This is a genomic window from Mesorhizobium sp. CU3 (assembly GCF_006442965.1).
Classification (GTDB): Bacteria; Pseudomonadota; Alphaproteobacteria; order Rhizobiales; family Rhizobiaceae; genus Mesorhizobium.
In genome coordinates this window covers 488,527-515,289 of the sequence record NZ_VFWX01000001.1, presented here as the reverse complement: position 1 = coordinate 515,289, position 26,763 = coordinate 488,527, and the positions used below count along the sequence as shown (strand labels likewise).

Genomic DNA, 26,763 nt, shown 5'->3' with positions numbered 1-26,763 from the left:
ATGATTGAGTATGATCAAAACTCGCTTGCAATCCAACTAATGTTGAGTAAGTTACGCCAAATGCCATCGAAAAGTGGCATCGGGGAGGAAATATTGAGCGACTCCGGCCGCCAGCGTCAGATTGTCGAGCTGTTGCGCGATCGGCCGTTCGCGTCGGTGCGCGAGCTGCAGGAACGTCTCGGCGTTTCTGCCGCGACCGTCCGCCGCGACATCGACAAGATCGACGAGGCTGGCGAGGCCCGGAAGGTCTATGGCGGTATTTCGGCGCTGGACGGCGCCTCGCAGGTGATCGCCTACGCCAGGCCCTATGACGAGAATCGCGATCTGGCGGTCGAGGCCAAGCGGCAGATCGCCGCCGTCGCCGCGACCATGGTGCGCGACGGCGACGCCGTCATCGTCCATGGCGGCTCGACCTGCTTCCATCTCGGCGTCAGGCTCGCCGACCGCAACATCCGCCTGTTCACCAATTCGATGCCGCTCGCCGCCTATCTCGGCGACCATGGCAACTGCAGTCTAACGATTGCCGGCGGCGACCTGCATCGCGAGCCCGGCATTATCCATTCGCAGACCGCGACATCGCCTTTCTACGCTTCGAAGTTTTTTCTCGGCGCGCAGGGCGTCAGCCAGGACGGGGTGCTCGAATCGCACCCCTTGCTGGTCCGCTCCATTGCCGATCTCAGCCTTTGCGCCGACCAGATCGTTGTGCTGGCCGACAGCCGCAAGCTGCAGATCCAGGCGCGCAGCATTGCGCTCCCCTTGTCGCGAATCGGCACGCTGGTGACCGACGATGGCCTGTCCGACGCGGACGCGCGCATGCTGGAGGACGCCGGAGTCGCCGTGCGGATCGCTGCTACTTCGGGGAGCGTCCAGTGAAACTGGCGGTGCTCGACTTCGGCAAGACCAATTCGAAGTTGTTCGTCTTCGACGAGGCCGCACGCATCCTCGACGAACGGCGAACCAAGCCTCGCTGGGTTCGCAAGGGCGGCCTCGGCGTGCTCGACGAGGCGGCGTTGTATGACTGGGCGCTCGGCGCCGTCGGCGACGCCGTCGATCGCCATGCCGTCGAAGGCCTGATGGTGTCCGGTCACGGCTGCACCTTCGCCTTGGTCGATGAAACCACGCTGACGCATCCGATCCTCGACTATGAGCAGGAGCCGCCTGCCGGTATCGCGGCGCGCATCGACCGCCGCATACCGGACTTCGCCGAGACTTTCTCGCCGCGCCTGCCGCTCGGCTTCAACTATGGCCGCCACATGCTGTGGCTGAACGAGGTCGAGCCCCGCGCCTTCGCCGCGGCGCGATCGATACTCGGCTATCCGCAATATTGGAGCTGGCGCTTCGGCGGCGCCGCCGTCTCCGAGGTCTCCTATCTCGGCTGCCACTCGCATCTGTGGGCGCCGCGCCGGCGCGACTTCTCCTCCCTCGTCGATGCCGAGAGCTGGCGCGGCCGCATGCCAGCCATGGCCCGGGCCGGCGCCGTGATAGGCGAGCGGGGCTTCGGCAAGTCCGGGCGGCCGGTCGCCATCCACAACGATTCGAACGCCGCGCTCCATGCCTATCGCCGGCAGCAGCTCGGCTCGCTCACTGTTGTTTCGACCGGCACCTGGGTGATCGTGCTCAATCCGGATTGTCCGCTGGATAAGCTCGACCGCGACCGCGACATGCTGGTCAATGTCGATGTCGACGGCGGCCCGGTGCCGACCGTCCGCTTCATGGGCGGACGCGAATTCGCCGCGATCAGCGGCGACTGGCAGGGCGCGATTGCGCCCGGCGCGATCCAGCGCGTGATCGACGCCGGCATCATGGCCCTGCCGAGCTTCGCGCCCGGCGGCCCGATGCCCGGCCGGCGCGGCGAGCTTGTCGGGCGTGCCCCCGATGCCGAGGAGCGCGCCGCCGCGGCGCTCCTCTATGTGGCGCTGATGGTCGACCTATCGCTCGACCTGATCCATTCGCAAAACACGGTCATCGTCGATGGCGGGCTGAACACGGGCGGCCTGCTTGCCGGACTGCTGGCCACGCTGCGTCCGGGCCAGGCTTTCATGCAGGGCGCGACGCTGGAGGGCAGCGCCACCGGCGCCGCGGCGCTGGCCTTCGAAAGCGTCGGCCGCGCATTTGCCGCCGAGGCGCCGCAGCCGGTCCGTGCCGCGCGCTTCGATGGCCTTGCCGGTTACCGCAAGGACTGGCGCGGGCTTGCCTTCGAGCGCGGCGTCGCCGCCAAGGTCGCGGGAGGCGCGCGGTGAGCGCGGCCGCGGCGGTCGAGGCCGTACACCGGCCGGTCCTGGAGATGCGTCACATCTCCAAGACCTTTGGACCCGTGCGCGCGCTCCAGGATGTGTCGCTCACCGTCAACGCCGGCGAGCTGCACGCGCTGATGGGCGAGAACGGCGCTGGCAAGTCGACGCTTATGAAAGTGCTGTCTGGCGCCTATCGGCCGGACGCCGGCGGCGAGATTCTCATCGACGGCGTGCCGGTCGCCACCGGCGACCCGATCAAGGCGCGTACCCACGGCATCGCCGTCATCTATCAGGAACTGTCGCTGGCGCCCAACCTGACGGTAGCGCAGAACATCTTCCTCGGCCGCGAGCCCAGGCGCTTCGGCGTCGTCGACCGCGAGCTTTGCAACCGACGCGCCACCGAGATCATCGAGCGGCTCGGGGTCTCTTTCCCGGCGCGCGCACTGGTTTCCAGCCTGTCGCTCGGCGAGCGCCAACTGGTGGAGATCGCCCGCGCGCTGTCGACCAGCGCCCGCATCATCGTCATGGACGAGCCGACGACGTCGCTGACCTCGCGCGAGACGGACAGGTTGTTCGAGGTCATCGCGACGCTGAAGGCACAGGGCATCGCCATCATCTACATCAGCCACCGCATGGAGGAGGTCTATCAGCTTGCCGACCGGGTCAGCGTGCTGCGCGACAGCGGCTATGTCGGCACGCTCGAACGCGCCGATCTCAACGCCTCGCGCCTGGTCTCGATGATGGTCGGCCGCGACCTTTCGGCCTTCTACAAGAAGGATCACCGGCCGCCTGACGAGAAGCGCCGGGTGGCGCTGTCTGTGCGCGGCATGTCGGATGGCCGGCTGCTGAAGGACTGCTCTTTCGACCTCTATCACGGCGAGGTGCTGGCGCTGGCCGGGCTTGTCGGTTCCGGCCGCACGGAGCTTGCCAGACTGATCTTCGGCGCCGACAGGCGCACCGCCGGCACTTTGGAACTCGACGGCGCGGCGGTCGCGATCGCGTCGCCGCGGCAGGCGCTCGATGCCGGCATCGCCTATCTCACCGAGGATCGCAAGGAACTCGGCCTGTTCCTCGACATGTCGGTAGCGGACAATATCAATGTAGGCGTGCTCTCTCGGGATTCGCGGGCAGCAGGGTTTCGCGACTTCTCGGCTGCCGACAGGCGCGCCGCTAAAGCCATAGCCGACCTCTCGATCCGCACCAAGTCGGCTCAGGCCAATGCCGGCTCGTTGTCGGGCGGCAATCAGCAGAAAGTGCTGCTGGCACGCCTGCTGGAGACCGAGCCGCGCGTGGTCATCCTCGACGAGCCGACACGCGGCGTCGATGTCGGCGCCAAGTCCGAAATCTACCGGCTGATCGACAGCCTAGCCAACAAAGGCATCGCTGTCCTGATGATCTCCAGCGAATTGCCGGAGGTGATCGGCGTCGCCGATCGCGTGCTGGTAATGCGCGCCGGTGCCATCGTCGGCGAAGTGGCGGCGTCCGGAGTCGCGCCGCTCAGCCAGGAAGCGATCATGGAACTTGCAACGGGAGCGGTTCGGCAATGACCGACAAGGCAATGACCGCGACGGCGACGGATCAGGCGGCCGTCAGGAGCCGACGGCTGCGCACCGTCTTCGCCGCCCTCGGTATGCTGCCGGTGCTGGTTCTGCTGGCCGTTGCGTTCCAGCTCATCAATCCGCGCTTTCTCACCGGCACCAATCTGCTCATCGTCACGCAGCAGTCGTCGATCAACATCGTGCTCGCCGCCGGCATGACCTTCGTCATCCTGACCGGCGGCATCGATCTTTCCGTCGGTTCGATCCTCGCCGCCTCCGCCATGGTTGCGGTGCTGGTGTCGCTGGTGCCGGACATCGGTATGCTCGGCATTCCCGCCGCCATTGCGGTCGGCCTCGGCTTCGGCGTCATCAACGGGCTGCTCGTGGCCTATATCAGGCTGCCGCCCTTCATCGTCACGCTGGGCTCGCTCACCGCCGTGCGCGGCATCGCCCGCCTGCTCGGCGAGGACACGACCGTGTTCAATTCCGATCTGCCTTTCGACTTTATCGGCAATGGCTCGCTGCTTGGCATTCCCTGGCTGGTCATCATCGCGCTGACGGTGGTGGTGCTGTCCTGGCTGGTGCTCAAGCGCACGGTGCTGGGCACCTGGATCTATGCGGTTGGGGGCAATGCCGAGGCGGCGCGCCTCACCGGCATCAAGGTGCCGCTGGTGCTGCTCTTCGTATACGGCGTGTCCGGTTTGCTCGCCGGCCTCGGCGGCGTCATGTCCGCGGCCCGGCTCTATGCCGCCAACGGCCTGCAACTCGGCCAGTCCTATGAGCTCGACGCCATCGCCGCGGTGATTCTCGGTGGCACCAGTTTCGTCGGTGGCGTCGGTTCCATCTGGGGCACGCTGATCGGCGGGCTGATCATCGCGGTGTTGTCCAACGGACTGATCTTGGCCGGCGTTTCGGACATCTGGCAGTACATCATCAAGGGATTGGTCATCATCGTGGCGGTCGCCCTCGACCGCTACCGGCTCCAGGCAGGGGCGAGAACGTGAGTGACCTGGTCGCCGGCGTCAACGACCGGCTTGTGTAACGCACCGTGAGAGGCGCGGGGCAATCGGAGGAAGTAAGCGTAATGAAGACCATCACCAAACTGCTCTGCGGCGCCGCGTTCGCGGCCGTCGCCATCGCGCCGGCATCGGCAAAGGACTTGAACAAGGTCGGCATCTCCGTCGGCCTGCTCGGCAACCCGTTCTTCGTCGCCACCATCAAGGGCATCGAGGACGCGGCCAAGAAGATCAATCCGAAGGTCGAGGTGACCTCGGTTTCGGCCGACTACGACCTCAACAAGCAAGTCTCGCAGATCGATTCCTTCATCGCCGCTGGCGTCGACGTGATCATGCTGAACGCCGTGGACGCCAAGGCGATCGCGCCGGCGGTCAAGAAGGCGCAGGCCGCGGGCATCGTGGTTGCCGCCTTCGACGTCTCCGCTCCCGGCGCCGACGTCACCGTGATGACCAACAACGTCAAGGCCGGCGAGGAATCCTGCCAGTATCTGGTCGACCATACCGGCGGCAAGGGCAACTATGTCATCCTCAACGGCCCGGCCTCGTCGTCGATCCTCGACCGCGTCAAGGGCTGCAAGGATCTGCTGGCCAAGCACCCCGACATCAAGATCCTTTCCGACGATCAGAATGCCGAAGGTTCACGCGACGGCGGCCTGAAGGTGTTCCAGTCGCTGCTGACGCGCTTCGACAAGATCGATGCCGTTTTTGCCATCAACGACCCGACGGCGATCGGCGCTCAGCTCGCGGCCAAGCAGCTCAACCGTTCCGAGTTCATCATCACGGCCGTCGACGGCGCGCCCGATATCGAGAAGGAATTCGCCTCCGGCACCTCGATGATCAAGGCGTCGGCCTCGCAGGATCCCTATGTCATGGCTGGTCAGTCGCTGACGATGGCGGCCGACGTGCTTGCCGGCAAGAAGCCGGCCGAACCGGTCGTGCTGCTCGATCCCAAGCTGATCACCGCCGACAACCTCAAGGACTACAAGGGCTGGACCGCGGCCCGCTGAGATAGGCCCCAAACCGGTACGGCCGGGCTGAACCCGGCCGTACTTTGTCCTCGGAACCGATTTCGCTTTCGCCACCCTACTCAGAAGCCGACGGAGACGAAGATGTCGCGCATTGGAATCCACTCTTTCGTCTGGTCGGCGAGTTCGGCGCAGGACGACATCGAGCGCACCCTGGTCAACACCAAGGAGGCCGGCTTCGACCTGATCGAGTTCTCCTATCTCGATCCGGCCAATGTAGACATCGGCAGGCTGGCCAAACGTATCGCCGATCTCGGTCTCGGTGTGGCAATCAGCATCGGCCTGCCGGCCGACGGCGATATCTCCAGCGCCGACAAGGCGGTCGCCGCGCGCGGCGTCGAGATACTCAACCGCACCGTCGCGCTCACCCGCGATCTCGGCGGCCGGAAAGTCGGCGGCATCCTCTCCGCAAGCCACGGCCTGCAGACGGAAGCGCCGACCCTCGATCAGTGGAACCGCAGCGCCACGACGCTGGCCAGGGTTGCCAGTACGGCCAAGGCCGCCGGCGTTACGCTCAATCTGGAGATCGTCAACCGCTTCGAAAGCAATCTGCTCAACACCGCGGCGCAAGGCCTGGCCTTCATCGAGGACACCGGCTCCGACAACATCTTCCTGCATCTCGACACCTTCCACATGAACATCGAGGAGGCCGATGTCGCGCTGGCCATCCGCAACGCGGCCGGCAAGATCGGCTATGTCCATATCGGCGAAAGCCATCGCGGCTTTCTCGGCACCGGCAGCATCGACTTCGCCGCCATCTTCGACGCGCTGACGGCGATCGGCTACCGCGACGACCTCAGCTTCGAATCCTTCTCATCGGAGATCGTCGACGAGAACCTGTCGAAGAAGACCGCGATTTGGCGCAATCTGTGGACTGACAACATGGAGCTCGCCCGCCACGCGCGCCGCTTCATCGCGGTCGGCCTCGAGACGGCGCGGCGCAAGGCCGAACTCGTCACGGCGAGCCAGAAGCCCTGAAATTCAGCTTGCCGGCGAGGCTGCCCAAATCGGGCCGACGGTCATGGCGAAGAACATCGCGCACGGGGCAGGCGCCTTCGAGAGCATCGAGCGGTGAATTGCGGCTGCCTAGGATCATGCTCTGCTAAACTCCTGTTGATTCGTCTCGACAGGGAAACGGCATGAGCAAGGCCCTCGGCACATTCGCACTGGTCACTCTCTTCAGCGCCTTGCTGATGGCGCTGTCTCTGGCGGTGGCGCGGCACGGTTACCCCTATGGCGCCTATGGCGTGAAGCGCCTCGACGGCATTGCCGACGCCGGCTCCTTCCTGGCCATTGCCGCCATCTATTTCTTCGGCGCCATGCTGATGATGATCCTGCCGATCCGCGCCGCCGGCATCGTGCTGACCCATGCCGCCGACGCGATCTTCTGGGCGACGCTTACGCTGTTCGCGACCATTGTCGGTTCGCTTGTCGCCCGCTGGGCCTTCGGCCAGCATGAGGTGCTCTGGGCGTTGGTCAACTGGCGGTTTCTCTTCGTCGCGGCGATCGTAGCCGCGCATCTCACCATGAACGAGCTGCGGCGCAATATCCTGCTCAGAAGCCTGTTCTTCGTCATCTTTGGCGCGGTTACGTTGGCCTGCCTTTTCTGGTCGTTCTCGACCTGACGGCGGGCCGCTCCAGGTTTAAGATCGCAGGTAGACCTCCTCCTGGACAATGACTATATCATTTGTCTGACAATTGACCGGCCGATGGTTGCCGCGACCAAAAACTCAAGGAAACAAAATGACCGTGCACCGCAAGAACCTCATCGATGGCGAATGGCTGGGCGAGGCCGGCTCGCGCAACATCAATCCGTCGAACACCGATGATGTGGTCGGCGAATATGCTTCCGCCGGGCCGGAGCAGGCAAAGCAGGCCATCGCCGCCGCCAAGGCTGCCTTCCCGGCATGGTCGCGCTCCGGGCCGCTGGCGCGCCATGCGGTGCTGAAGAAAACTTCCGACGAGATCATGGCGCGCAAGGACGAGATCGGCCGCGCGCTTTCGCGCGAAGAGGGCAAGACCTTGGCCGAGGGCATCGGAGAGACGATCCGCGCCGCCCAGATCTTCGACTTCTTCGCCGGCGAGACGCTGCGGCTCTCGGGTGAACTGGTGCCGAGCGTGCGACCGGGCGTCGGCGTCGAGCTGACGCGCGAAGGCGTCGGCGTGGTCGGCATCATCACGCCGTGGAATTTTCCGATCGCCATTCCCGCCTGGAAGATCGCGCCGGCGCTCGCCTATGGCAACACCATCGTCTTCAAGCCGGCGGAGCTGGTGCCCGAAAGCGCCTGGACCATCGTCGATATCCTGCACCGCGCCGGCCTGCCCAAGGGCGTGCTCAACCTCGTCATGGGCAAGGGCTCGGTGGTCGGCCAGGCGATGCTCGACAGCCCGGATGTCAACGCCATCTCCTTCACCGGTTCGGTCGGCACGGGCAAGCGCGTCGCCGCGGCAAGCGTGGAGCATATGCGCAAGTTCCAGCTCGAGATGGGCGGTAAGAACCCGCTCGTCGTACTCGACGACGCCGACCTTGCGGTCGCCGTCGATTGCGCCATCAACGGCGCCTATTTTTCCACCGGACAGCGCTGCACCGCGTCCTCGCGCCTGATCGTCACCGAAGGCATCCACGACCGTTTCGTCGATGCGATGAAGGAGCGGTTGGACAAGCTTGTCATCGGCGATGCGCTGGATGCCAAGACGCAGATCGGCCCGGTCGTCGACCAGACGCAACTGAAGCAGGACGAGGATTACATCGCCATCGGTGTCAGGGAAGGTGCAACGCTCGCCTTCGGCGGCGAGCGGCTGGAGCGCGGAACGCCGGGCTTCTATCTGCAGCCGACGCTGTTCACCGGCTCCACCAACGCCATGCGCATCTCGCGCGAGGAGATTTTTGGCCCCGTCGCCAATGTCATCCGCGTCAAGGACTATGACGAGGCGCTGGCCGTCGCCAACGACACGCCTTTCGGTCTCACCTCCGGCATCTGCACGACCAGCCTGAAGCACGCCACGCATTTCAAGCGCAATTCCGAAGCCGGCATGGTCATGGTCAACCTGCCGACGGCGGGCGTCGATTTCCACGTGCCGTTCGGTGGCCGCAAGGGCTCCAGCTACGGCCCGCGCGAGCAGGGCCGCTACGCCATGGAGTTCTACACCACGGTGAAGACGGCTTATACATTCGCCGGCTGACGAGCATGGCACCCGACTTTGCCGGCATGACATGGCTGAACCCGCCGCCGCACCACGTGTTCGGCGACGGGACGCTCACCGTTCGCACCGGCAAGGACACCGATTTCTGGCGCGAGACGTTTTACGGCTTCTGGCGCGACAACGGCCATTTTCTCTACCGGTCCGTCGACGGTGATTTCACCGCGGAGGTCACCGTCAACGGCAAGTATGAGGTGCTCTACGATCAGGCGGGGCTGATGCTGCGCCTGAGCGAGAACCACTGGATCAAGGCCGGCATCGAATACACCGATGGGCTGGCCTATTTCTCCGTCGTCGTCACCAACGACACCTCCGACTGGTCGCTGGTCAACATCGTCGCCGGCAGCGACGGCGTCCGCATCCGCCTGACCCGCCACGCCGAGGCGATCCGCATCCAATATCTGGACGCCGCGGATGGCCGTTGGAAGCCGGTGCGGCTCGCCTATTTCCCGATCTCGAAGACGGTCGATGTCGGCATGATGTGCTGCTCGCCACAGCGCGAGGGCTTTGAAGCGACCTTCTCGGATTTCACCGTCGGGCCGGCTATCCCCAGGGACCTCCACGACTGACTGCTGCTGCGGCGGTCCTTTCGCGGGCGCCGCGAAAGGCGTAAGACTTGGCACCGCTTGATGTCGCAGAGCCAGATGCCGCTGAACCGTCCGCTTATCCTGTTCTGGACGCGCTATTTCAGAAAGGCCGTCGACCTCGGCGCCATTCCTCGCTGCGATGTTCCTGTCGAGTGGACGACCGACCGACGCAGATTGGCGGAAGCGGCAGCCGTCGTCTTCCATGTGCCGAATCTCAAAGAGATCGCCGATGCCCGCAAATATCCGGGACAGCTCTGGGTGGCCTGGTCGATGGAGAGCATTGAAAATTACCCCGCTTTGGTCGACCCGGCTTTCATGCGCCACTTTGACATCACGATGACCTATGAGGCCGGATCGGATGTCTGGATACCCTATCTGCCCGAAGCCGGCTGGTGGGAGGCCGCGCGTGGATTGGCGATACCGCGCAAGACCGAGACCGCATTGGCGGTGCATTTCCAGTCTTCCAGGATCAACAAGAGCGGGCGCGGCATATTCGTCCCCGAACTATCCCGCCATATCGGCGTCGACCGCTACGGCAAGTTCGATCCCAATCGGCATATCGACGGTCCGGATCTTGGCACGCAAACGAAGCTTGAAACCATCGGCCGCTATCGTTTCTGCCTGGCGCTCGAAAACTCGATCGCCCCGGATTACGTCACGGAAAAGATGTTCGATCCGCTGGCGGCCGGCACGGTGCCGGTCTATCTCGGCGCGCCGAATGCCGCAGATTTCGTTCCGGAACACTCCTATATCGACGCGACTTCTTTCGGCACTCCGTCGGAGTTGGCAGCTTATCTGCGGCATCTGGCCGAGACGCCGCGGGACTATGAGCGTTATTTCGCCTGGCGCTCGAAGCCGCTGCCTAAAGCTCTGGTGGACAGGTTGCAGCGGGCTGCAAGCCCGCCGAGATGCCGTCTGGCCGAACTCGTAAACCAACGTCTGGCGACACGGACCGGCCCGCCGTCAGGCCGGCCTTATCCGCCATTCGGCCGTGCGGCGTTCCTGTCGGCACGCGCGCTGCGCTGGCGCGGAAAATTCCGCGCCCGCTGATTGCTCGCGCCAGCCACGCAAATCACCAGGGCACGTGCTCTATCTCCAGCCGCGGCAGCCCGATCGGCCTGATCCCGAGATCATTGGCCAGGGCGCCGAAACCCTCCGTCTCGATCAGGTCGCGATAGGGCAGTTCCGGAAAACGCAGGCCGCCGCGATGCAGCGCCGCATCGACGAGAAGCATCGTCCCGCCGACGCCGTCGAGGCCGATGCGCTCGAGGTGGCGGACATCGCTCAGATGCAGCCGGCCTTGCGCGAGCCTGGGCGGTTGATGGAGGCCCTGGCGCAGATGGCGATAGTAGTGGAAATCCCTGGCGTGCCGCACCGTGACAAAGCTGTTGAGATCGAAACTGTCGCCGCCCGGAACCTTCACGCAATGCGGCGTGACGATGCGCTCCCCCGTGTCGATCAAACGCTTCACGACATCGGCCGGGAAGCGCCAGACGTCGATGTCGATCCAGAGAGCCCAGTCGTCGTCTTCAGCCAGGCCGTGATCGATGAGATGGTTACGCACCTTGGCGATGCCGCCGCGCCTTGTCCGCTGCAGGCGCCGGTTGGCCCGTTTGGCGTGCTCAAGTTTGGTGCCGAGCTCTTTGCGCAGCAGAACGACCCCGCGGTAAGCCGCGCGGATGGTCGCCGTTGCAGCCTGCAACCGCTCCCAACTGCCGTCCGAGCTGTCGCCCTCGCAAAAGACGAGCTTGATCTGGTCCCGTGGATAGTCGAGCCGGCCCACGGCCGCGAGGAAGGGCTCGATATGCTGCTCGGCATCGCGCAGCGGCGCCAGTATGGCAAGGTTGCGTCCCGTCGGGGGCGGTGCGCTGACCGCCGATGGGCTCACGCTTTGCCTGGCGGCCCTTTCATCGAGCACCGCTCCGCGCGTCACGCGGTGCCGGGCCTGGTAGAACAGCTTGCGCAGCCTGTGCCGCAGGCGCGGCGGCTTTTCCGGCGTCCACCACGTCCCGGCCCAATGATGGATAGACAGCGTCAGTCCGTTGCCGCCGGCCGGCCTGCCGTCGGAATCGATGGGCGAGAACAAATCCGCCGGATGGATCGCGAAAGCCGCTTGGTCAGGGTAGGAGAGCTGCGCGGAGGTGAGCACACAAGGTCCGGTCGCATCGATTGCCTGCTTCGCATGCACCAGGCCTGGCAGAAACGACATAAGGTGCGGCCAGAACGGGTGCCCGGACGGACTAACCATCGTTCCGTTGAACAGGAGATAGGGCAGCCCGCGAAAATCGCCCTGCACGCGGGCATGCGTGTCCGGCTCCTTGCAGAACACGATCCGCGTCTCGTCAAGAATTGCGTCGAACGACGCCGTGCATTCGCAGTCGATATCGGCATAGACGCCGCCGAAATGGTGCAGCAGCAGATAGCGGCCGGCGTCGGCGCGCAGCACGCCGGACGGATAGCTGCAAAAAACCGGCAGGAAGTCGGGATAATGAGCGGCAACGAATTCGAGCAGCGTCCGGTCGTTCCAGAACATCACCGTCCAGTCCGGATTGTGGCGCTTCCAGCTCTCGGCATAGGCCTGGAAGCGCGCCGGGATCGCGTCCGTCTTCCATGTCTGGTGCAGGATTTTTGGGATCATCGGCGGCTCGTCATTCGATCGGTCGGCACGGTGGCTGTCATTGCCCGGTGTTGTCCAGCCCCCGGCTCACCGCCTCGCGGGTTGCCTGAGGTCCGAAACGAGACCATGCGGTCTGGTGCGCGCCGGCGCGCAGTCGGGCCATGCGGGCGGGATTGGAACAGAGCTCGACCGCCAGGTCGGCAAGGCCTTCATCGCTGGAGGAGAGCAGCACGTCCTCGCCATTCGCCAGATCGAGTCCCTCGACCGCGAGCGGTGTGGCGACCACGGGAACACCCCAGGCCATCGCTTCGAGGATCTTGATGCGCGTGCCGCCGCCCATGGCGAGCGGGACGATGGTCAGATGCGCCGCCGAGAGCAGCGGGCCGATATCCTCGGGGCTGTCGATCAGCTCGATCCCATGCAGCGTGGCCAGCGCCCGGCTGCGCGGACTTGGCGAACGGCCGGCAAGCTGCAGTTTTGCGCTGGGCAGCGCGCGCCGGATGCGCGGCAGGATGACGTTCGCCAATTTTTCCGCCGCCTCCACGTTTGGTCCGTAGCCGAGATGCCCGACATAGATGATGGTTGGGAAGCCGTTGGCGGTAGCAGGCGCGGCGGGCAGTTCCGCGGCCATGCTGGCGGCGCGCGGAATGCCGTTCGGCACGACATCGATCGGCATCGGTCGCCCGACAAAAGCCGCCAGCCGTTCGCGGTCGAGATGCGAACAGACCCAGATGCGATCGACGATTGTCGCGGCCCTTTGTTCCAGCTTCCGGATATCAGAGGGCACCAACTGTCCAGGGCCGGCTGGACCTTGCTCGGCAACGCTGGATTCGATGTTGTGCATGTCGAGGATGAGCTGTTCTGTCAGGCGCCGCAACGGTCGCAGCAGCTTGAACAGCCAGATGCTCTCGACGACGATCGTATCGGGACGGAACTCCCGGGCCAGGCGCTTGAGACGCGTCAGTGCAACGCGTGGGATACGGTTTTCGCCGTTTATCCTGCGCCAGCCAACCGAGTGCGACTTGGTGTCCGCCTGATCTGTAAGCGAGACCGTTCGAATACCCGAGGGCGGGGCTATGTCCTCAGCGGCCCTTATGGACGCCAGGCGGACAGGCCCGAAGGTTGCGGCGGCCGAGGCATTGCCGAAGGTCCTGAGGTCGGCGCCCGAGACAGCTGGAAACGCCGGATCGAAGCTGACGATCAATGTGCGCCTCTTGCGGCCCGGTGCCTTGACCTGGTTTCGGCTCAGCCGCCCCAACAGGATCCGGCCCCGGTATTGGAGCGCTTTCCAGCCGCGCCCCAGTTCGCGATGCGCCAGCACGGCGCGCATCATGCCGGCGGCGTCCTTGAACATCCGGTGCTTGATCAACTGGCGCGCAATGCGTTGCGCGACCCACGCCTTGCGCCATTGCAGCGCATCCCGGTCGACGCCGGCTGCCGTCAGGCGTCCCAGCTCTTTTGCGACGGCGACGAAGGTTTCGCGTGGCGCCGCTACGAACCGCCGGGTCATCCTCTCCTCGTCATGATTGTAGAGCAGGACCGGCGCATCGATCGCGACCACGTCGGCGCGCGCCAGCAGCGCGGTCCAGTAGCAGGTATCCTCGTCGAGCCCGATCGCCTCCGGGAAGCGGACATCGGCGGTCGCCCATTTGGCCACCAGCGCGCTCCCCATGGCGATCGGCCAAAGTTCGTTGCGAAGATAGCGCGACGCGTTCCGGCGCTTGTCCGGTCCATAGCCATGCGGCGTCTTGAGCTTGTCCGGCCGACCCTCGGTACGCCTGATGCTGGCGCCGGTCGCGATGCCGGCGCCAGCCCGGCCTGTCAGCGCGGCATGCAGCAGCGACAGGCTTCCGGGCATCACCGCGTCGTCGGCGTCGAGGAAGAAAATGAACGCGCCCTTGGCCTGCGCGATACCGGCATTGCGCGCGGCCCCGGCGCTGCCGAGACGAACGCTGAGAACGTCCACCGGCAGTCCATGACGCTGCGCGCAACTGGTTGCGACCGCCGCCGTCCGGTCGTCCGATCCATCGTCGATCACCAGGATTTCCAGGATCAGCGCTTTGTCGGGAACAAGGCTGCCAAGCGCGGCTTCGATCGTTGCCGCCGCGTTTTTCGCCGGAATGACGACGCTGATGTCCGCGGCCATTCGCGCGCTCATTGCCGTTCGAAGAAACCGCGCCTCAGCAAACGGTCGTAGAAATGCTTGAACGGCGACACCGGACTGAGCGACAGGCTGGCCAGGCTGTCGACGGCCTGCGGCTCGACGTCGAGCGGCGACTGGCCGTCGATCCAGCTGTAGCAGGAGCCGTCCTTCAGCAACGACGGACTGGCGACGATGTAGCCGCCCAGCGCTTTGGCATGGCCAACCCGTCGCATGCCGAAATGCAGGCTGGACGAGACCGTCGGCTCGCGGCTTCTCAGATAGACATGGAACCCGACGGGCGATCTCGCCATCGGCGTGCGGCTCGCGATCTCCTTGTGACCGTCCAGCCAATTGCGATAGCCGGCGGCGTCGTCGAAATCCAGCACCAGCAGGTTGGCGTATCCTCCCAATATGCCGACATTGCCGGAGAAGCCGCGAAACCATCGGGCGATCTCCTCGCTGCCGGGCGGTTTCTGCGACAGATGGAAGGCGATCGAAGTGAAGGCCAGTTCCTTCAGATCCTTGCGCAGCGTCCGCCAATGCAACGGATCATACGCCATGGCCGCGAGGTCGAGATGCTTTCCGCCGGCACGAAGCGGCAGGCAGACATAGCCGCGGTCCCGCAGTTTCAAGACATAGTCGGTCAACACCCCACGCTGCATCAGCCAGCTTTCCGCCGTCCGTATGGCATTCCCCAGTCGATCTTTTTACCCATCGCCGGCTTGGTCAAGTAGCGCAGCAACATCGACCTGCGCTCCCGCCCAAATTCCTGCGATCATCGATCGCCTAGATAGTGCTGAAGCGCTAGACGTCGATCCTATGCTGGAAGAACTGCAGGAAAAGCTCGCGCTCGGTGGTGATGTCGAGCTTTTCGTAGATGCGGCGGCGATGGTTCTTCACCGTGCCGACCGTGATGCCGAGGCGCTCCGCGATATTGGCGGTCGGATGCCCGGCCAGGACCAACTGCACCAACTCGCGTTCGCGGAGCGACAGCTCCGGCCAGAGGCTCTCCGGTATCTTTGGTTTCTGCTGCGGCGTGGCACCGGGGCCGCTCGGCGCCGAGGTGCGGGAGAAGTCTGAGCCACGCGCCTTGATGTCCAGCGCATGCAGCGCCTCGAATACCGGCAGACGCTCCTCCAGCAGTGCGATTTCGCTGTCCTTGAAGGCGCTGGTCGAGCGGTCGAGGAAGATGCCGAGGCACCAGTCGCCGCCATCGGCGAGCATGATGCCGACCTCGTCGCAAATCTCCGACTGCGCCAGGAAGCCGGCTATGTATTGGCCGCGCCTGGCCTCTTCGTTGGCAAGGCTCTTGAGCGGCATGATGCCGAGCCGGCGCCGGCTGCGCCACGAGGCATAGAACGGATCGAAGACGTAGTAATCGTCGAGATAGCGCCGCACCATCGCGTCGGAGAAGCGCCGGTGCTTGACGAATTCCGGCGTCCTGGTCGCCGAATAGCGCGTCACCGTCACAAGGTCATGCGCGATGTCGGCCCCGATCAGGTCGATCAGGCAGTCGACATGCCGGTCGGTGCCGGTGGCCGCGATCGCTCTGGCCAGCGGCGCCCAGATGTTGCCCATGCGCATACCCTTTTCTCGGCGAACCCGGCCCAAGCGTCATTGTGTCTTTAGGCATATGGCGCGATCGGCGCGATCGAATCTAGCCTGCGGTCATTCTCGGCAAGGGAAAGCGACCAGTGGACCAGATCACGACCAACCCAATCGTCATCGGCATCGACGCCGGCGGCACCATGACCGATACGATCCTTGTCGATCAGGACGGTCACTTCAAGATCGGCAAGTCGGCGACCACGCCGAAGAACGAGGCCGAGGGCTTCCTCGCCTCGGCCGAGGATGCGGCGGAGGCCTGGGGCATCTCGCTGCAGGATCTCTTCTCCGGCGTTAACGTCGTGCTCTATTCCGGCACCGGCATGCTCAACACGCTGTTGTCGCGCACCGGCCGCAAGCTCGGGCTGATCACCACCAAGGGCCTTGAGGACATGATCCTGATGGGCCGCGGCCTGCAGGCGTGGGCGGATTACTCCTATGCCGACCGCCTGCATGCGGTGACCCACCATCATCCCGATCCGCTGGTGCCGCGCCGCCGCACCCATGGCGTCACCGAGCGCATCGACCAGTTCGGCGACATCATCCTGCCGCTCTACGAGCACGAAGTGCATGCGGCGGCAAAGAAGCTGATCGCCGACAAGGTCGAGGCGATCTGCATCATGACCGTCTTCTCGCACGTCAATCCGGCGCATGAGAAGCGCATCGCCGAGATCTGCCGCGAGGAGATCGCGGCCGCCGGCGCCGACATCCTCGTCTACACCAGTCACGAGGTACGCCCGGTCATCCGCGAGCAGTCGCGGCTGAACTCGGTGTTGATCGAGGCCTACGCCACCTCGCGCGGCCGCAAGCAGTTGAAGGGCATCGAAGACGTCTCGAAGAAATACGGCTTCAAATACGGCGTGCAGACGCTGCTCTCCTTCGGCGGCCTGACCTCGATCAATCATCCGCGCCTGCATGAGACCATGATCTCCGGACCGATCGGCGGCATCCTGGGCGCTGCCTATGTCGGCAAGCTGATCGGCAACGACTCGCTGATCTGCTCGGATATGGGCGGCACCTCCTTCGACATGGGCGTCATCACCCGCGGCCAGACGCGGATCGAGAACGAGCCGCTGATGGATCGCTTCAAGCTCAACGTGCCGACGCTGCATCTCGACACGATCGGCGCCGGCGCCGGCATGATCCTCAAGGTCGACCCGCTGACGAAAAAGGTCTCGCTTGGACCGGAAAGCGCCGGATCCGACCCCGGCCCGATCTGCTTCGCCAAGGGCGGCACCGAGCCGACCATCGCCGACTGCGACGCCATCCTCGGCCGTTTGAACCCGCATTACTTCCTCGGTGGCAAGGTCGTGCTTCAGGTCGAGAAAGCGCGGCAGGCTTTCGAGGAAAAATGCGCCCGCGTGCTCGGCGTCGGCGTCGAGGAAGCAGCCGAAGGCATGATCGAGATGCTGGAAGCCGACGCCAACAACGCGCTGCGCCGCGTCATCTCAGGCCAGGGCATCCATCCATCGGAATTCACGCTGCTTTCCTATGGCGGCTCTGGGCCGCTTCACCTCGCTGGCTGCTCGCGCGGCATCGGCTTCAAGGACATCATCACCTTCCAGTTCGCCGCCGCCTTCTCGGCCTTCGGCTGCACCACCGCCGATTTCATGCGCCGCCATTCCGTGTCGACGCAGCACGACATCGGCGCACGCGCCAGCGACGACGAGCTGGCCGCCTTCGGGAGGAAGGTCACCAATGTCTGGGACGATCTCACCAGGGCTGCGGTCGACGAGATGATCGCCGACGGCCATGCCCGCGACAAGATCAAGACCGTGCCGTTCCTGATGATGCGCTATACGGGCCAGCTCGAGGACGTCGAGGTGATGGCGCCACTGTCGGCCGTCAATTCCGCCGACGACATGCGCAAGGTGATCGCCGAGTTCGAAGCGGTCTACGCCAAGGTCAACCATCGCGTCTCGCGCTATGGCGAGGCCGGCTATTCGATCACCGAGCTCGGCGTCATCGCCACCGCCGACAAGGTGAAGCCGATACTGGTCAAGCGTCCCATGGGCAAGTCCGATCCGGCATCCGCCCACAAGGGTGTGCGCGAGGCCTATATCGGCGGGCGCTGGCATAAGGCCGATCTCTACGAGATGGACCTTTTGCAGCCCGGCCACGAGGTGACCGGTCCGGCCATCATCGAACATCCCGCCACCACGCTCGTCGTCCACCCGCAAGACCGTGTCCATGTCGATGAATGGACGCTGCTGCACTACACCCACGCTTGAGAAGGGCGAACGCCATGCTGGACAAACCCGCCTCTGCGCTGCGCATCCGCGAAAGGCTGATCGAATCCGAGCGGCTGATGGAAGGGACCGGCTGCTATGACGGCATCACGGAACTTTCGCTGCGCAACCAGGACCCGCTGAAATTCGAGACGCTGCACACCAAGCTGCGCGCCTATTGCGTCTCGGCGCGCGAAATGGCCCGCCGTATCTCGGCCTCGCCAGGCGTGCGCGAGGTCGGCGAAATGGTCGTCGCCATCTACACGCCGGAAGGCGATGCGATCGCGCTTTCCAACGGCATCATGGTGCATGTGCACACGATGAGCCGCTTCATCAAATGGATGATCCGCAACGGCTACGAGGAGAATCCACAGATCAACGACGGTGACATCTTCGCCAACAACGACGCCTTCATCGGCACGGTGCAGGTGCCCGACGTGATGGACGTCATGCCGATCTTCCACTCCGGCAAGCTGGTCGGCTGGGCCGGCGCTGTCTGCCACGAGCTCGAGGCCGGCGGCATTACTCCCGGCGGCGACGTGGCTCTTGCCCAGGAGCGGTTCACCGAGGGCCTGTTCGTCTGCGCCGAAAAGGTCGGCCAGAACGACGAGCTGCGCCGCGACTATGTCATCCGCTGCGAGCGCAATCTCCGGATGCCGATCTACTGGGTCCTCGACGAAAAGGCCAAGGTGGCGTCGTGCATCGACATGCGCGAGAGCGTCAAGGCGCTGATCGACGAGATCGGCCTCGACTATTGGATGCAGGTGTCGAAGGAGTTCATCGAGGAAGGCCGCCGCGCCCAACTTGCACGAGCGCGCCAACTCACCGTGCCCGGCATCTATCGCGGCCATACGTTCTATGGCCATGTCACCGCCGGCAAGCCAGGCTACCAGCCGCTCGGCGATCCCGACTGGCTCTACAACATGCCGATCGAGATGCAGATCACGTCCGACGGCAAAATCATCATGGACTTCGAGGGCACCCAGCCCTGGGGCTACCATTCGATGAATTGCACGCCGGCCGGCATGGATGGCGGCATGTTCGTGACGCTGACCCAGACCATGAACTTCGAGGGGTTCGTCAACGACGGCGCCTGGATGGCGACCGAGTTGAAACTGCCAAAGGGTACCTGGACGAATCCCGACAGCGAAATGGCTGCGACTGCGACGTCATGGGCACTGCTCTTGCCGGCCTACGGCGTGTTCCAACGGCTTCTGGCACGCTCCCTCGTCGCCCGCGGCTTCGTCGAGGAAGCCTTCGTCGGCCAGGTCAACAGCCCGATGATCGAGATGGGCGGCACCAGCCAGTACGGCACTCTGTTCGGCATGGCGCATTTCGAATGCGCGGCGGCGGGCTCTGGCGCCATCGCCATCAAAGACGGTCTCGACACCGCTTATGTCGGCTGGAACCCGGAATCCGACATGGGCAACATCGAGATTTGGGAACAGAACATGCCGATGCTCTATATCGGCCGGTCGATCGTTCCCAATTCCGGCGGCGCCGGCAAATATCGCGGCGGCTGCGCTTTTCTCTCGACCTGGCTGGTCTCCAAGACCGATCATCTCAGGCTGGTGACGTCGGAGCATTCGTCCCGCGTCTTCGACAATGGCGGTCTTTGCGGCGGCTATCCCGCGCCGACCTGCCAGAAGCACCGCGCGGTGCGCGACACCAACATCTTCGAGCTCGCCGAGAAAGGCGCGCCCCTGGCGCACCACACCGGCACCAATCCGTATCGCTCGGAGCTGGAGGTGCGGCTCGAGGGCAAGCACGTGACCGTGGAAGGCCCCTACATCACCGCGCCGCACAAGACCGGCGACGTCTTCACCCATTCCTACAATGGCGGCGGCGGCTATGGCGACGTGCTGGAGCGCGACCCGGTCAAGACTGCCTGGGACGTCGAGAACGGTTTTCTCACCAGGGAAGCGGCGCAAGGCATCTTCGGTATCGTGCTCGACGAGGACGAAGAGGGCTTCCCTGTCGCCAATCTGGACGCCACAAAACGCCACCGCGTCGAGATGCGGGCGCAGCGCCTGGCCCGCGCCAGGCCGGTCTCGGAGTGGGTGGCCAAGGAGCGAGAGCGGGTCAAGGCGGCAGATTTCGCGCCCGAGGTGAAGAAGATGTATGCCAGCGCGATCAAGCTTTCGGCGCGCTTCACCAGGGATTTTTCGGCCTTCTGGGATGTCGATGCCAAATCGACCTTCGGCGTGGAGTAAGGGAACCATGACCTCATACAGCAAGGAAGTCATCGCCGATCTGGTTGCCGGCACGCTGCCCTGGCCGCAGACGCGCCGCATCATGAGCGCCTACAAGGACGACGACCGTTTCTTCAAATATGTCGCGGTGCTGCAGGATCGCGTCGGTTGGGAGGAACCGATCCTGCTGCCCGTCGGCGACCACCTCTTCATCTGCCAGAGCGGCGACGAGCGGGTCACGAAGTGCGAATGCGGCCATTCCTTCGGCGACTATCGCAAGAACTGGAAGCTCAAGGCCTCGATCATCGTGCGCGACACCGAGGAACTGCTGCGCGAGATCTACCCCAACAGCGACCTGCCGGATCCGGAATGGATGGAGATACGCGAGTTCATCTGTCCGGAATGCGGCACGCTGCATGAGGTCGAGGCGGCCGCGCCCGGCTATCCGATCGTGCATGACTTCGAGCCCGACCTCGAAGGCTTCTATCGCGACTGGCTGGGCAAGCCGCTCGAGCCGTCAAGCAAAGGCGGCTGATGCCGGCATGTCCAGAATTCGGACGCGACTCCAAAATGATGCTGAATAAAGGCTACTGTGCAGCCCGATATGGAGATCGCTGGCAATGACAAACCTCATCGGTCGCGCCGCCATCGTCACCGGCGGCTTTTCCGGCATGGGCTTTGCCATCGCAACGGCGCTCGCTAAGGCCGGCGCCAATGTCGCCGTCGGCTCCTATGTGGCGCTGCCACGGGAGGGCAGGGCGGATGCCGCCTATTATCCTGGCGCGGACGAGATCGAGCGCGTGCGGTCGTCGCTCGCGACGCATGGCATCAAAGTGCACGCCGCCCACCTTGATGTGCGCGACAGTGACCTCACCGGCAGCTTCTTTGCCGAAGCCCAGGCGGCTGTCGGCCCGGCGGACATCCTCGTCAATGCCGCCGGCACCACCGCCGAGCAGCCGGTTTGCGGCCATTCCGACGCGCTCTGGGACAAGATCGTCGACACCAACCTAACCGGGGCGTTCCGCACGACCCGTGCGGTGCTGCCCGGCATGATCGAGCGCGGCTGGGGCCGCATCGTCAACATCGGCTCGACTGCGGCATCCGTCGGGTGGAAGGATAACCCCGCCTATTGCGCCTCCAAGGCGGGCCTGCTCGGGCTCACCCGCTGCGTCGCGCTCGAAGGTGCTGCGCACGGTGTCACCTGCGTCATGATCAGCCCGACCTGGGTCGAGACCGAGCTGATGCGCCGCAATGTGGCGCAGGTGGTCGAGCGCGAGGGCAAGGGCCGCAGCGTCGAGGAACTGATGGACGAATTCAGGAAAGGCAACCCCCAGGGGCGCATGATGCAACCGGAAGAGATCGCCGCGCTTGCGGTGTTCCTGTGCTCGGATCTCGCCAGGGGGATCACCATGGAGAACATCCAGATCACTGGCGGGGCTTTGTGGTAGCACCTGATACGGCGCCGTATTTCATCAGGTTCAAGCTCCCGGTCATCACCGCTACTATGTTTCTAACCAAGTTGGGTCCGCGGCTGTTCGACCTGATGCCTGGATCTCCGCCCCATTCCCGCCGTTTCATTGTGCGATGCGGCACGCTCCTGTCGCCGGGCTGCTGGAGGCAAGTTTATGGTTGAGCCGCCGGCCATATGGCGATAGGTTATGCTGCACTGCACAATGGATGCCGGGAAGCTGCTGCGCTTGCCCGGCCAAAAAAGGGCTCAGCGGACAAAAATCCGGCATGAAGATTCCGAAATCCATTCTGATCGATCCGGACCGCAACGAGACATACGGCACCTTCGCCGTCGTGGTCTCCATGATCGCCTTCGCCTATTCGAGCCTTTTCGGCCAGGTCCTGATCCTTGCCTATTATGCCGTCTGGCTACCGCTGATCTTCGTCGACTACCGGCGCTTCACCTGGAAGCTGTCGAGCGCCTGGCTGCCGATCCTTTTCGCCGCCTATGTCTGCTTCTCCGTCTTCTGGTCGCAAGCCGCCGGCATCAGCGCGCGCGCGGCGGTGCAATATTCCTCGCATCTCGTCTGCGCCTATGTCGCGGCGCGAACCATCAACGTGCGCACCCTGGTGGTGGGCTCGCTGATCGGCATCTTCTTCGTCCTGCTCTATTCGCTGAAAGTCGGCGCTTACGCGCTCGACACCATGGACGGCACCTTCAACTTCGTCGGCGCCTTCAGTTCCAAGAACCAGGTCGGCCTGTTCGCCTCGCTCGGCGTCTTTTTCTACCTTGTCTTTATCGGTTTTTACCGACGCAATTGGCTGGGCTTCTTGTGGACAGCTCCGATCATCCTGCTTTCGCTGTACTCGTTGGCGATCGCGCATTCGGCCACCTCAGTTGCTGCGCTGCCGGCCGGACTTGGCATCGCCGCCTTGCTTTCCATGAGCAAAATTCTTTCGCTCCGCTATCGCCGTGTAATTTTCGTAGTCGGTTCCGGGGCGCTGGTGGCCAGTGTAGTGGCGGCACTCAATGCTGGTTTGTTCGACCTTTTGCTAGGCCTGTTTGGCAAGGATTCCACACTCACCGGCCGCACCTATCTCTGGGAACAAGGCTGGGCTGCAGCGCAGCAGCGCCCGCTGCTCGGCTATGGCTATGCCGCCTATTGGGTGCAGGGTTTCGCCGATCCGGAGCGGCTATGGGTCGAGTTCTACATCTCGACCCGCACCGGCTTCCATTTCCACAACACCTATGTCGAGGCGCTGGTCGAACTCGGCTTCATCGGCGTGACCATGCTGGCCCTGATCATATTGATTTCCTTCTGGGGCCATATCTCGAAAGTGGTGTTCGGCGACTGGAGAGCGGATTCGGTCGTGCTCGCCGGCGCGATGGCACTGCTGTTGCTTCGTTCATTCTTTGAAGTAGAAGTACTCCCCCCCTTTGTCGTCGGCTCATTCTTGATGTATTTCTGCTTTTTCAAGCGAACCCGGCTTCCCGTTGTTTCTGCACGCCGGATTCCGTCTGGCGTCGAAGTCCTGAGGCCCGGGGCAAAAGATACCGCCTATTCGCCTCAGTTTGGTATGCCGATAGTCATCGACCGGACATGAATTCTTTCGGCCCTGCGCTGCGGGTTTCTGCATGGGAGCGCCACAGCGACAGTGGCGACCCGCCTGGCGGTACAGCATTGGTCAAGAGAGTTTAAGGGCACTGACCAAGCGCTATGCGGTCGACCAGAAGACCGTCCTGACGTGGACGGGACGGACCACGGTCGTGGACCAGCGGCCAAGTCGAGAGGATGAACCAGAGCGTCAAGGACGCCGTCTCCACCACCAGAGCCACGACCAATTCCGGTAGCACCTCGCTGGCTTCGTTGCGGCTTACAACCTTGCTCGTATGAATCTATCTGCAATTTCTGGGTATCAAGGCACGCATGCTTCCGGCTGAGTCAGCTCCAGCAAATGCTGGCGCTGAACATCCGGGGAAATCCAGCCAGGCAATTGGCGCTACTGGCTGGCCATCGGCGCCAGCTTGACCTTGATGACGTCGCCCGGCAGCACCGGCGTGTCTTCCTGGGCCGTGATCTCGCTGGTCTTGCCGTCGGTGACGCGCACCAGCGAGTAAAGCAGCGTCGGCGCTTCGCTGCCGGTGAAGGCGGCGGTCGTGGCGGGGTCCGACGCCTGGGCGATCAGGCCTTTTTGCATGCTCGCCTTGAGCGCCGCCTCGTTCAGATTGGCCTCGGTCTGTTGCCGGTCGGAGGCGAGGCTCGAGCTCAGCGTGTTGCGGGCGTCGATGCCGTCCTGTGTCGCCTTGCTGATCGACTGCTTAGCGGTGAGGATGGCGGTTTCATAGTCGAGGATCTTGCCTTGCAGGTCGGCCACCGACTGCTTGGAATCGAGCAGCCGCGCATTGGCGACCAAGCCCTTCTGCGCCAGCGGTCCGATCGAGGCGAGCTGCTGCTGCGCTAGGTCGACCTGCTGCTGCTGGTTGACGATCTTCTTCTGCAGCGATTCGATCTCGGATTGCAGCACGCCCTTCAAATCGTCGAGCGCATCGAGCTTCAGCTTCAGCGCCTTCTGGTCGGACGTCAGTATCTGCATCTCGTCGGCAACGATGGTCGGCAGCTTCGGATCGCCCTCGACTTCTTTCGGCGGGTCGAAGCTGTCCTTGCCGGCAAGATCGGCGTCGATGCGCGCGCGCTTGACGAGCAGGCGCACGCGCTGGTCGTCATAGACGTCGAAACTGCCCTTGGCCATGATCAGGTCTTTGCCGAGTTGCGGCCCGTAATCGGAATTGCGCGGCATGCCGCCGGCAATGCTGATCGCCTTCAGCACCGTCAGATCCGGCACATAGGGGAACTGTCCGGGGTTCTGCACCTGGCCGGAAATATAGAAAGGCCGGAACTGCGCCATTTCGACAGAGGCTTCTGGCTTATCCGGCAGCGCCAGCTTGCGCTGCAGGGCGATGCCGATCGCCGAAGCGATCTCGGAAGTTGTCTTGCCGGCGGCCTGCATGTCGCCGACGAACGGCACGGAAAGCGTGCCGCCGGGGCCGACAGAATACTCGCCGTTGATGGCCGACCAGTCACGGAAAGTGCCGTCGACCGTCTGCCATTCGGCGACGCGGATGTTGAGCTTGTCCTGCGGGCCGAGCTGGTAGTCGCCGGCGACCGCCATATGCGGCACGGCGAGACAGGCGACAAGCGCCGCGGCCGCTATCCGGCCGGGCGCCTTGGGACTAAACAGTCCAAGAGGGTGTTTTTTCAAATGACGTTCCGATCCGCTTTGGCCCCATCCGCCCGATGAGATCACTGCCGGATGCCTGCCCCGGTTCGAGGGGCAGGCTCGATGGTCAGTAGCTGCCGCGCGACATCCATACCGCCGGCACGGTCTTGAAGATGATGCGAATATCCTGGAGCAGCGACCAGTTCTCGACATAGTGTCGGTCGAAAGCGACGCGCGTGTCGTAGGACACGTCGTTGCGGCCGCTCACCTGCCACAGACCGGTCAGGCCAGGGCGCGACTTCAGGTAATAGACTGCGGCGCTGCCGTAGATCTCCAGTTCGTCGCGCACAACCGGGCGCGGTCCGACAAGGCTCATGTCGCCCTGCAGGATGTTGAGGATCTGCGGCAGTTCGTCGAGGCTGAGCTTGCGCAGCACCTGGCCGACGCGGGTGACGCGTGGGTCGTTTTTCAGCTTGCGCGTCGCGATCCATTCGGCTTTGGCTTCCGGATTGGCTGCCAGATAGGCGTTGAGCACGCGCTCGCCGTCCTGCACCATGGTGCGGAACTTCAGGCAGGAGAAGATCCTGCCGCCACGACCTATGCGCTTGTGGCCATAGAAGATCGAACCGCCATCGGAAAGCTTGACCAGCAGGGCTACCATCAGGAAGAGCGGGCTGAGCAGCGCAAGGCCGGCGAGTGAGCCGAAGATATCGAAACTGCGCTTCAAAAGACCGCCGATTGGTGGTGGAAAATCAATGCCAGCCTGCGAAAAAGCCGCGTTGGCCGGCTTGGCGACGTCCCTCATGCAAAAGCTCCATACGTTGAACGGATGGTTTACAGCACGATATCAAAAAAATGCTGCAGCGCAACACACAATTTCCCATTTCCATGAAATGTTCACGTCATGAATTGACTAAATAATAAACCTTACGTGCCCAAATTTTCACCTTTGTGGCACGTTTGTGACAAGGTGATCGGATGTGATGAAAATGTAGTCCGCATTCAGGGCCATTTTTGGACAGTGCATTCTTTGCTGCAGACGAAAAGCGGTTGCAGGGCGTTCGAATCGCTCGTTTTGGTAAGTTATACGAATAAAATACTAATCAATGTCGTTGGTTTTACTGCAGCATAACCCGCCTGTTTGAATAGGTAGCGGAGCCGGAGTGTGCGACGCAGCATGCCAGAGTCGATCTCGCAAAATCATTGGAAATCGTCCGCCTCTGGCCTTGCCGCAATCGAGACGTCTTAATAGAGTCGCAAATTGTTTCTGTCATTGTCGGCATGGGTAAGGAAGGCCGGAAACAACCGGCCGGATAGAGCACCCATAAACAGCTCTTGGCGCAACGGGGAGTTACGCGGGTGGGTAGGTCACTTCTTTTGCATGCTCGTCTCGGTTGAGGAGGCGAACGTGTCTCTGTCAAAATTCATCGTCGGGATGACCTTCGCGCTGGCGATCGTCATCGGCTGGTCCTATTTCGACGGCGCATCTGCCGGCACGATCCTGATCCGCGCCGTCATCTGCGCGGTCATCATCCAGGCGGGTTACTTCCTTCTGGTCTTTGCCATGATTGCCGGAGGCACGCCGACGCCGGCGGATAAAATCCGTGGAACCGGGCGCGGCACGATCCTCGACAAGGTCGCCGAAGGCGAGAAGCTAGGCGCCGGGCGCAGCAGCCTCCACCGGTGATTCGATCTGCCCAGTGCATGTT

The 26,763-nt window shown here is 63.6% G+C and carries 23 protein-coding genes and 1 pseudogene; 17 read left to right on the top strand and 7 right to left on the bottom strand.

The window, feature by feature from the left end:
* Positions 1–93: 93 nt before the first annotated feature.
* The 10 genes from FJ988_RS02420 to FJ988_RS02375 all read left to right on the top strand — a co-directional run bounded on the left by FJ988_RS02420 (position 94) and on the right by FJ988_RS02375 (position 10,651).
* Positions 94–873, top strand: a complete 780-nt coding sequence (locus FJ988_RS02420) for a DeoR/GlpR family DNA-binding transcription regulator (RefSeq protein WP_140815140.1) — start codon at positions 94–96, stop codon at positions 871–873.
* Positions 870–2,240, top strand: a complete 1,371-nt coding sequence (locus tag FJ988_RS02415; RefSeq protein ID WP_140815139.1) for a carbohydrate kinase — start codon at positions 870–872, stop codon at positions 2,238–2,240. The genes FJ988_RS02420 and FJ988_RS02415 overlap by 4 nt, the downstream gene beginning before the upstream one ends.
* Positions 2,241–2,284: 44 nt before the next feature.
* The gene (locus tag FJ988_RS02410; RefSeq protein ID WP_140815341.1) at positions 2,285–3,781 is read left to right on the top strand and encodes a sugar ABC transporter ATP-binding protein; all 1,497 of its coding nucleotides are present in this window, start codon (positions 2,285–2,287) and stop codon (positions 3,779–3,781) included.
* Positions 3,778–4,776, top strand: coding sequence for an ABC transporter permease subunit (locus FJ988_RS02405; RefSeq protein ID WP_140815138.1), 999 nt, complete (start codon positions 3,778–3,780; stop codon positions 4,774–4,776). The genes FJ988_RS02410 and FJ988_RS02405 overlap by 4 nt, the downstream gene beginning before the upstream one ends.
* Before the next feature lie 80 nt (positions 4,777–4,856).
* Positions 4,857–5,795, top strand: a complete 939-nt coding sequence (locus FJ988_RS02400; protein WP_140815137.1) for an ABC transporter substrate-binding protein — start codon at positions 4,857–4,859, stop codon at positions 5,793–5,795.
* Positions 5,796–5,897: 102 nt separating this feature from the next.
* Positions 5,898–6,791 carry a sugar phosphate isomerase/epimerase gene (locus tag FJ988_RS02395; protein ID WP_140815136.1) on the top strand — a complete coding sequence of 298 codons (894 nt, stop codon included), beginning with the start codon at positions 5,898–5,900 and terminating at the stop codon, positions 6,789–6,791.
* A 161-nt stretch (positions 6,792–6,952) separates the two neighbouring features.
* On the top strand, positions 6,953–7,438 hold the full coding sequence (locus tag FJ988_RS02390; protein WP_140815135.1) for a hypothetical protein: 486 nt from the start codon (positions 6,953–6,955) through the stop codon (positions 7,436–7,438).
* Positions 7,439–7,556: 118 nt separating this feature from the next.
* Entirely contained in the window at positions 7,557–8,996 is a 1,440-nt protein-coding gene (locus tag FJ988_RS02385) for an aldehyde dehydrogenase family protein (RefSeq protein ID WP_140815134.1), read from the top strand.
* A 5-nt stretch (positions 8,997–9,001) separates the two neighbouring features.
* Entirely contained in the window at positions 9,002–9,583 is a 582-nt protein-coding gene (locus FJ988_RS02380; protein ID WP_140815133.1) for a DUF1349 domain-containing protein, read from the top strand.
* Positions 9,584–9,643: 60 nt separating this feature from the next.
* Positions 9,644–10,651, top strand: a complete 1,008-nt coding sequence (locus tag FJ988_RS02375) for a glycosyltransferase family 10 fucosyltransferase (RefSeq protein ID WP_246688408.1) — start codon at positions 9,644–9,646, stop codon at positions 10,649–10,651.
* A 22-nt stretch (positions 10,652–10,673) separates the two neighbouring features.
* Here the strand turns inward: FJ988_RS02375 and FJ988_RS02370 are convergent, their stop codons facing one another.
* The 4 genes from FJ988_RS02370 to FJ988_RS02355 form a co-directional block, all read right to left on the bottom strand.
* Positions 10,674–12,239 (bottom strand): glycosyltransferase, encoded by a 1,566-nt coding sequence (locus FJ988_RS02370; protein WP_140815132.1) that lies wholly within the window; start codon positions 12,237–12,239, stop codon positions 10,674–10,676.
* 37 nt (positions 12,240–12,276) lie between these two features.
* Positions 12,277–14,364, bottom strand: coding sequence for a glycosyltransferase (locus FJ988_RS02365; protein WP_140815131.1), 2,088 nt, complete (start codon positions 14,362–14,364; stop codon positions 12,277–12,279).
* A gap of 8 nt (positions 14,365–14,372) precedes the next feature.
* Positions 14,373–15,023 (bottom strand): bifunctional DNA primase/polymerase, encoded by a 651-nt coding sequence (locus tag FJ988_RS02360; RefSeq protein ID WP_140815130.1) that lies wholly within the window; start codon positions 15,021–15,023, stop codon positions 14,373–14,375.
* A 142-nt stretch (positions 15,024–15,165) separates the two neighbouring features.
* The gene (locus FJ988_RS02355) at positions 15,166–15,945 is read right to left on the bottom strand and encodes a helix-turn-helix transcriptional regulator (RefSeq protein WP_140815129.1); all 780 of its coding nucleotides are present in this window, start codon (positions 15,943–15,945) and stop codon (positions 15,166–15,168) included.
* 110 nt (positions 15,946–16,055) lie between these two features.
* Between FJ988_RS02355 and FJ988_RS02350 the strand changes: the two genes are divergently transcribed.
* The 4 genes from FJ988_RS02350 to FJ988_RS02335 all read left to right on the top strand — a co-directional run bounded on the left by FJ988_RS02350 (position 16,056) and on the right by FJ988_RS02335 (position 21,834).
* Entirely contained in the window at positions 16,056–18,197 is a 2,142-nt protein-coding gene (locus FJ988_RS02350; protein ID WP_140815128.1) for a hydantoinase/oxoprolinase family protein, read from the top strand.
* Between the two features lie 14 nt (positions 18,198–18,211).
* A complete protein-coding gene (locus tag FJ988_RS02345; RefSeq protein ID WP_140815127.1) occupies positions 18,212–20,407 on the top strand; it encodes a hydantoinase B/oxoprolinase family protein in 2,196 nt (731 codons plus the stop codon).
* 7 nt (positions 20,408–20,414) lie between these two features.
* A complete protein-coding gene (locus FJ988_RS02340; RefSeq protein WP_140815126.1) occupies positions 20,415–20,921 on the top strand; it encodes an acetone carboxylase subunit gamma in 507 nt (168 codons plus the stop codon).
* Between the two features lie 85 nt (positions 20,922–21,006).
* Positions 21,007–21,834 carry an SDR family NAD(P)-dependent oxidoreductase gene (locus FJ988_RS02335; protein WP_140815125.1) on the top strand — a complete coding sequence of 276 codons (828 nt, stop codon included), beginning with the start codon at positions 21,007–21,009 and terminating at the stop codon, positions 21,832–21,834.
* 126 nt (positions 21,835–21,960) lie between these two features.
* Here the strand turns inward: FJ988_RS02335 and FJ988_RS30730 are convergent, their stop codons facing one another.
* The gene (locus FJ988_RS30730; RefSeq protein ID WP_181183410.1) at positions 21,961–22,200 is read right to left on the bottom strand and encodes a hypothetical protein; all 240 of its coding nucleotides are present in this window, start codon (positions 22,198–22,200) and stop codon (positions 21,961–21,963) included.
* On the opposite strand from FJ988_RS30730, the gene FJ988_RS02330 reads away from it, so the two are divergent.
* Together FJ988_RS02330 and FJ988_RS31090 are read left to right on the top strand one after the other, a co-directional pair.
* Positions 22,124–23,440, top strand: a complete 1,317-nt coding sequence (locus FJ988_RS02330; RefSeq protein ID WP_140815124.1) for an O-antigen ligase — start codon at positions 22,124–22,126, stop codon at positions 23,438–23,440. The genes FJ988_RS30730 and FJ988_RS02330 overlap by 77 nt on opposite strands.
* A gap of 27 nt (positions 23,441–23,467) precedes the next feature.
* A pseudogene (locus FJ988_RS31090) lies at positions 23,468–23,609 on the top strand (IS481 family transposase); the annotation flags it as partial.
* A 227-nt stretch (positions 23,610–23,836) separates the two neighbouring features.
* On the opposite strand, the gene FJ988_RS02325 reads toward FJ988_RS31090, so the two are convergent.
* Positions 23,837–25,006, bottom strand: coding sequence for a polysaccharide biosynthesis/export family protein (locus FJ988_RS02325; RefSeq protein WP_140815339.1), 1,170 nt, complete (start codon positions 25,004–25,006; stop codon positions 23,837–23,839).
* 175 nt (positions 25,007–25,181) lie between these two features.
* Complete coding sequence (locus tag FJ988_RS02320; protein ID WP_140815123.1) at positions 25,182–25,859, bottom strand: sugar transferase; 678 nt, start codon at positions 25,857–25,859, stop codon at positions 25,182–25,184.
* Positions 25,860–26,462: 603 nt separating this feature from the next.
* On the opposite strand from FJ988_RS02320, the gene FJ988_RS02315 reads away from it, so the two are divergent.
* Complete coding sequence (locus FJ988_RS02315; RefSeq protein WP_140815122.1) at positions 26,463–26,741, top strand: exopolysaccharide production repressor exox; 279 nt, start codon at positions 26,463–26,465, stop codon at positions 26,739–26,741.
* The last annotated feature ends 22 nt before the right edge of the window (positions 26,742–26,763 follow it).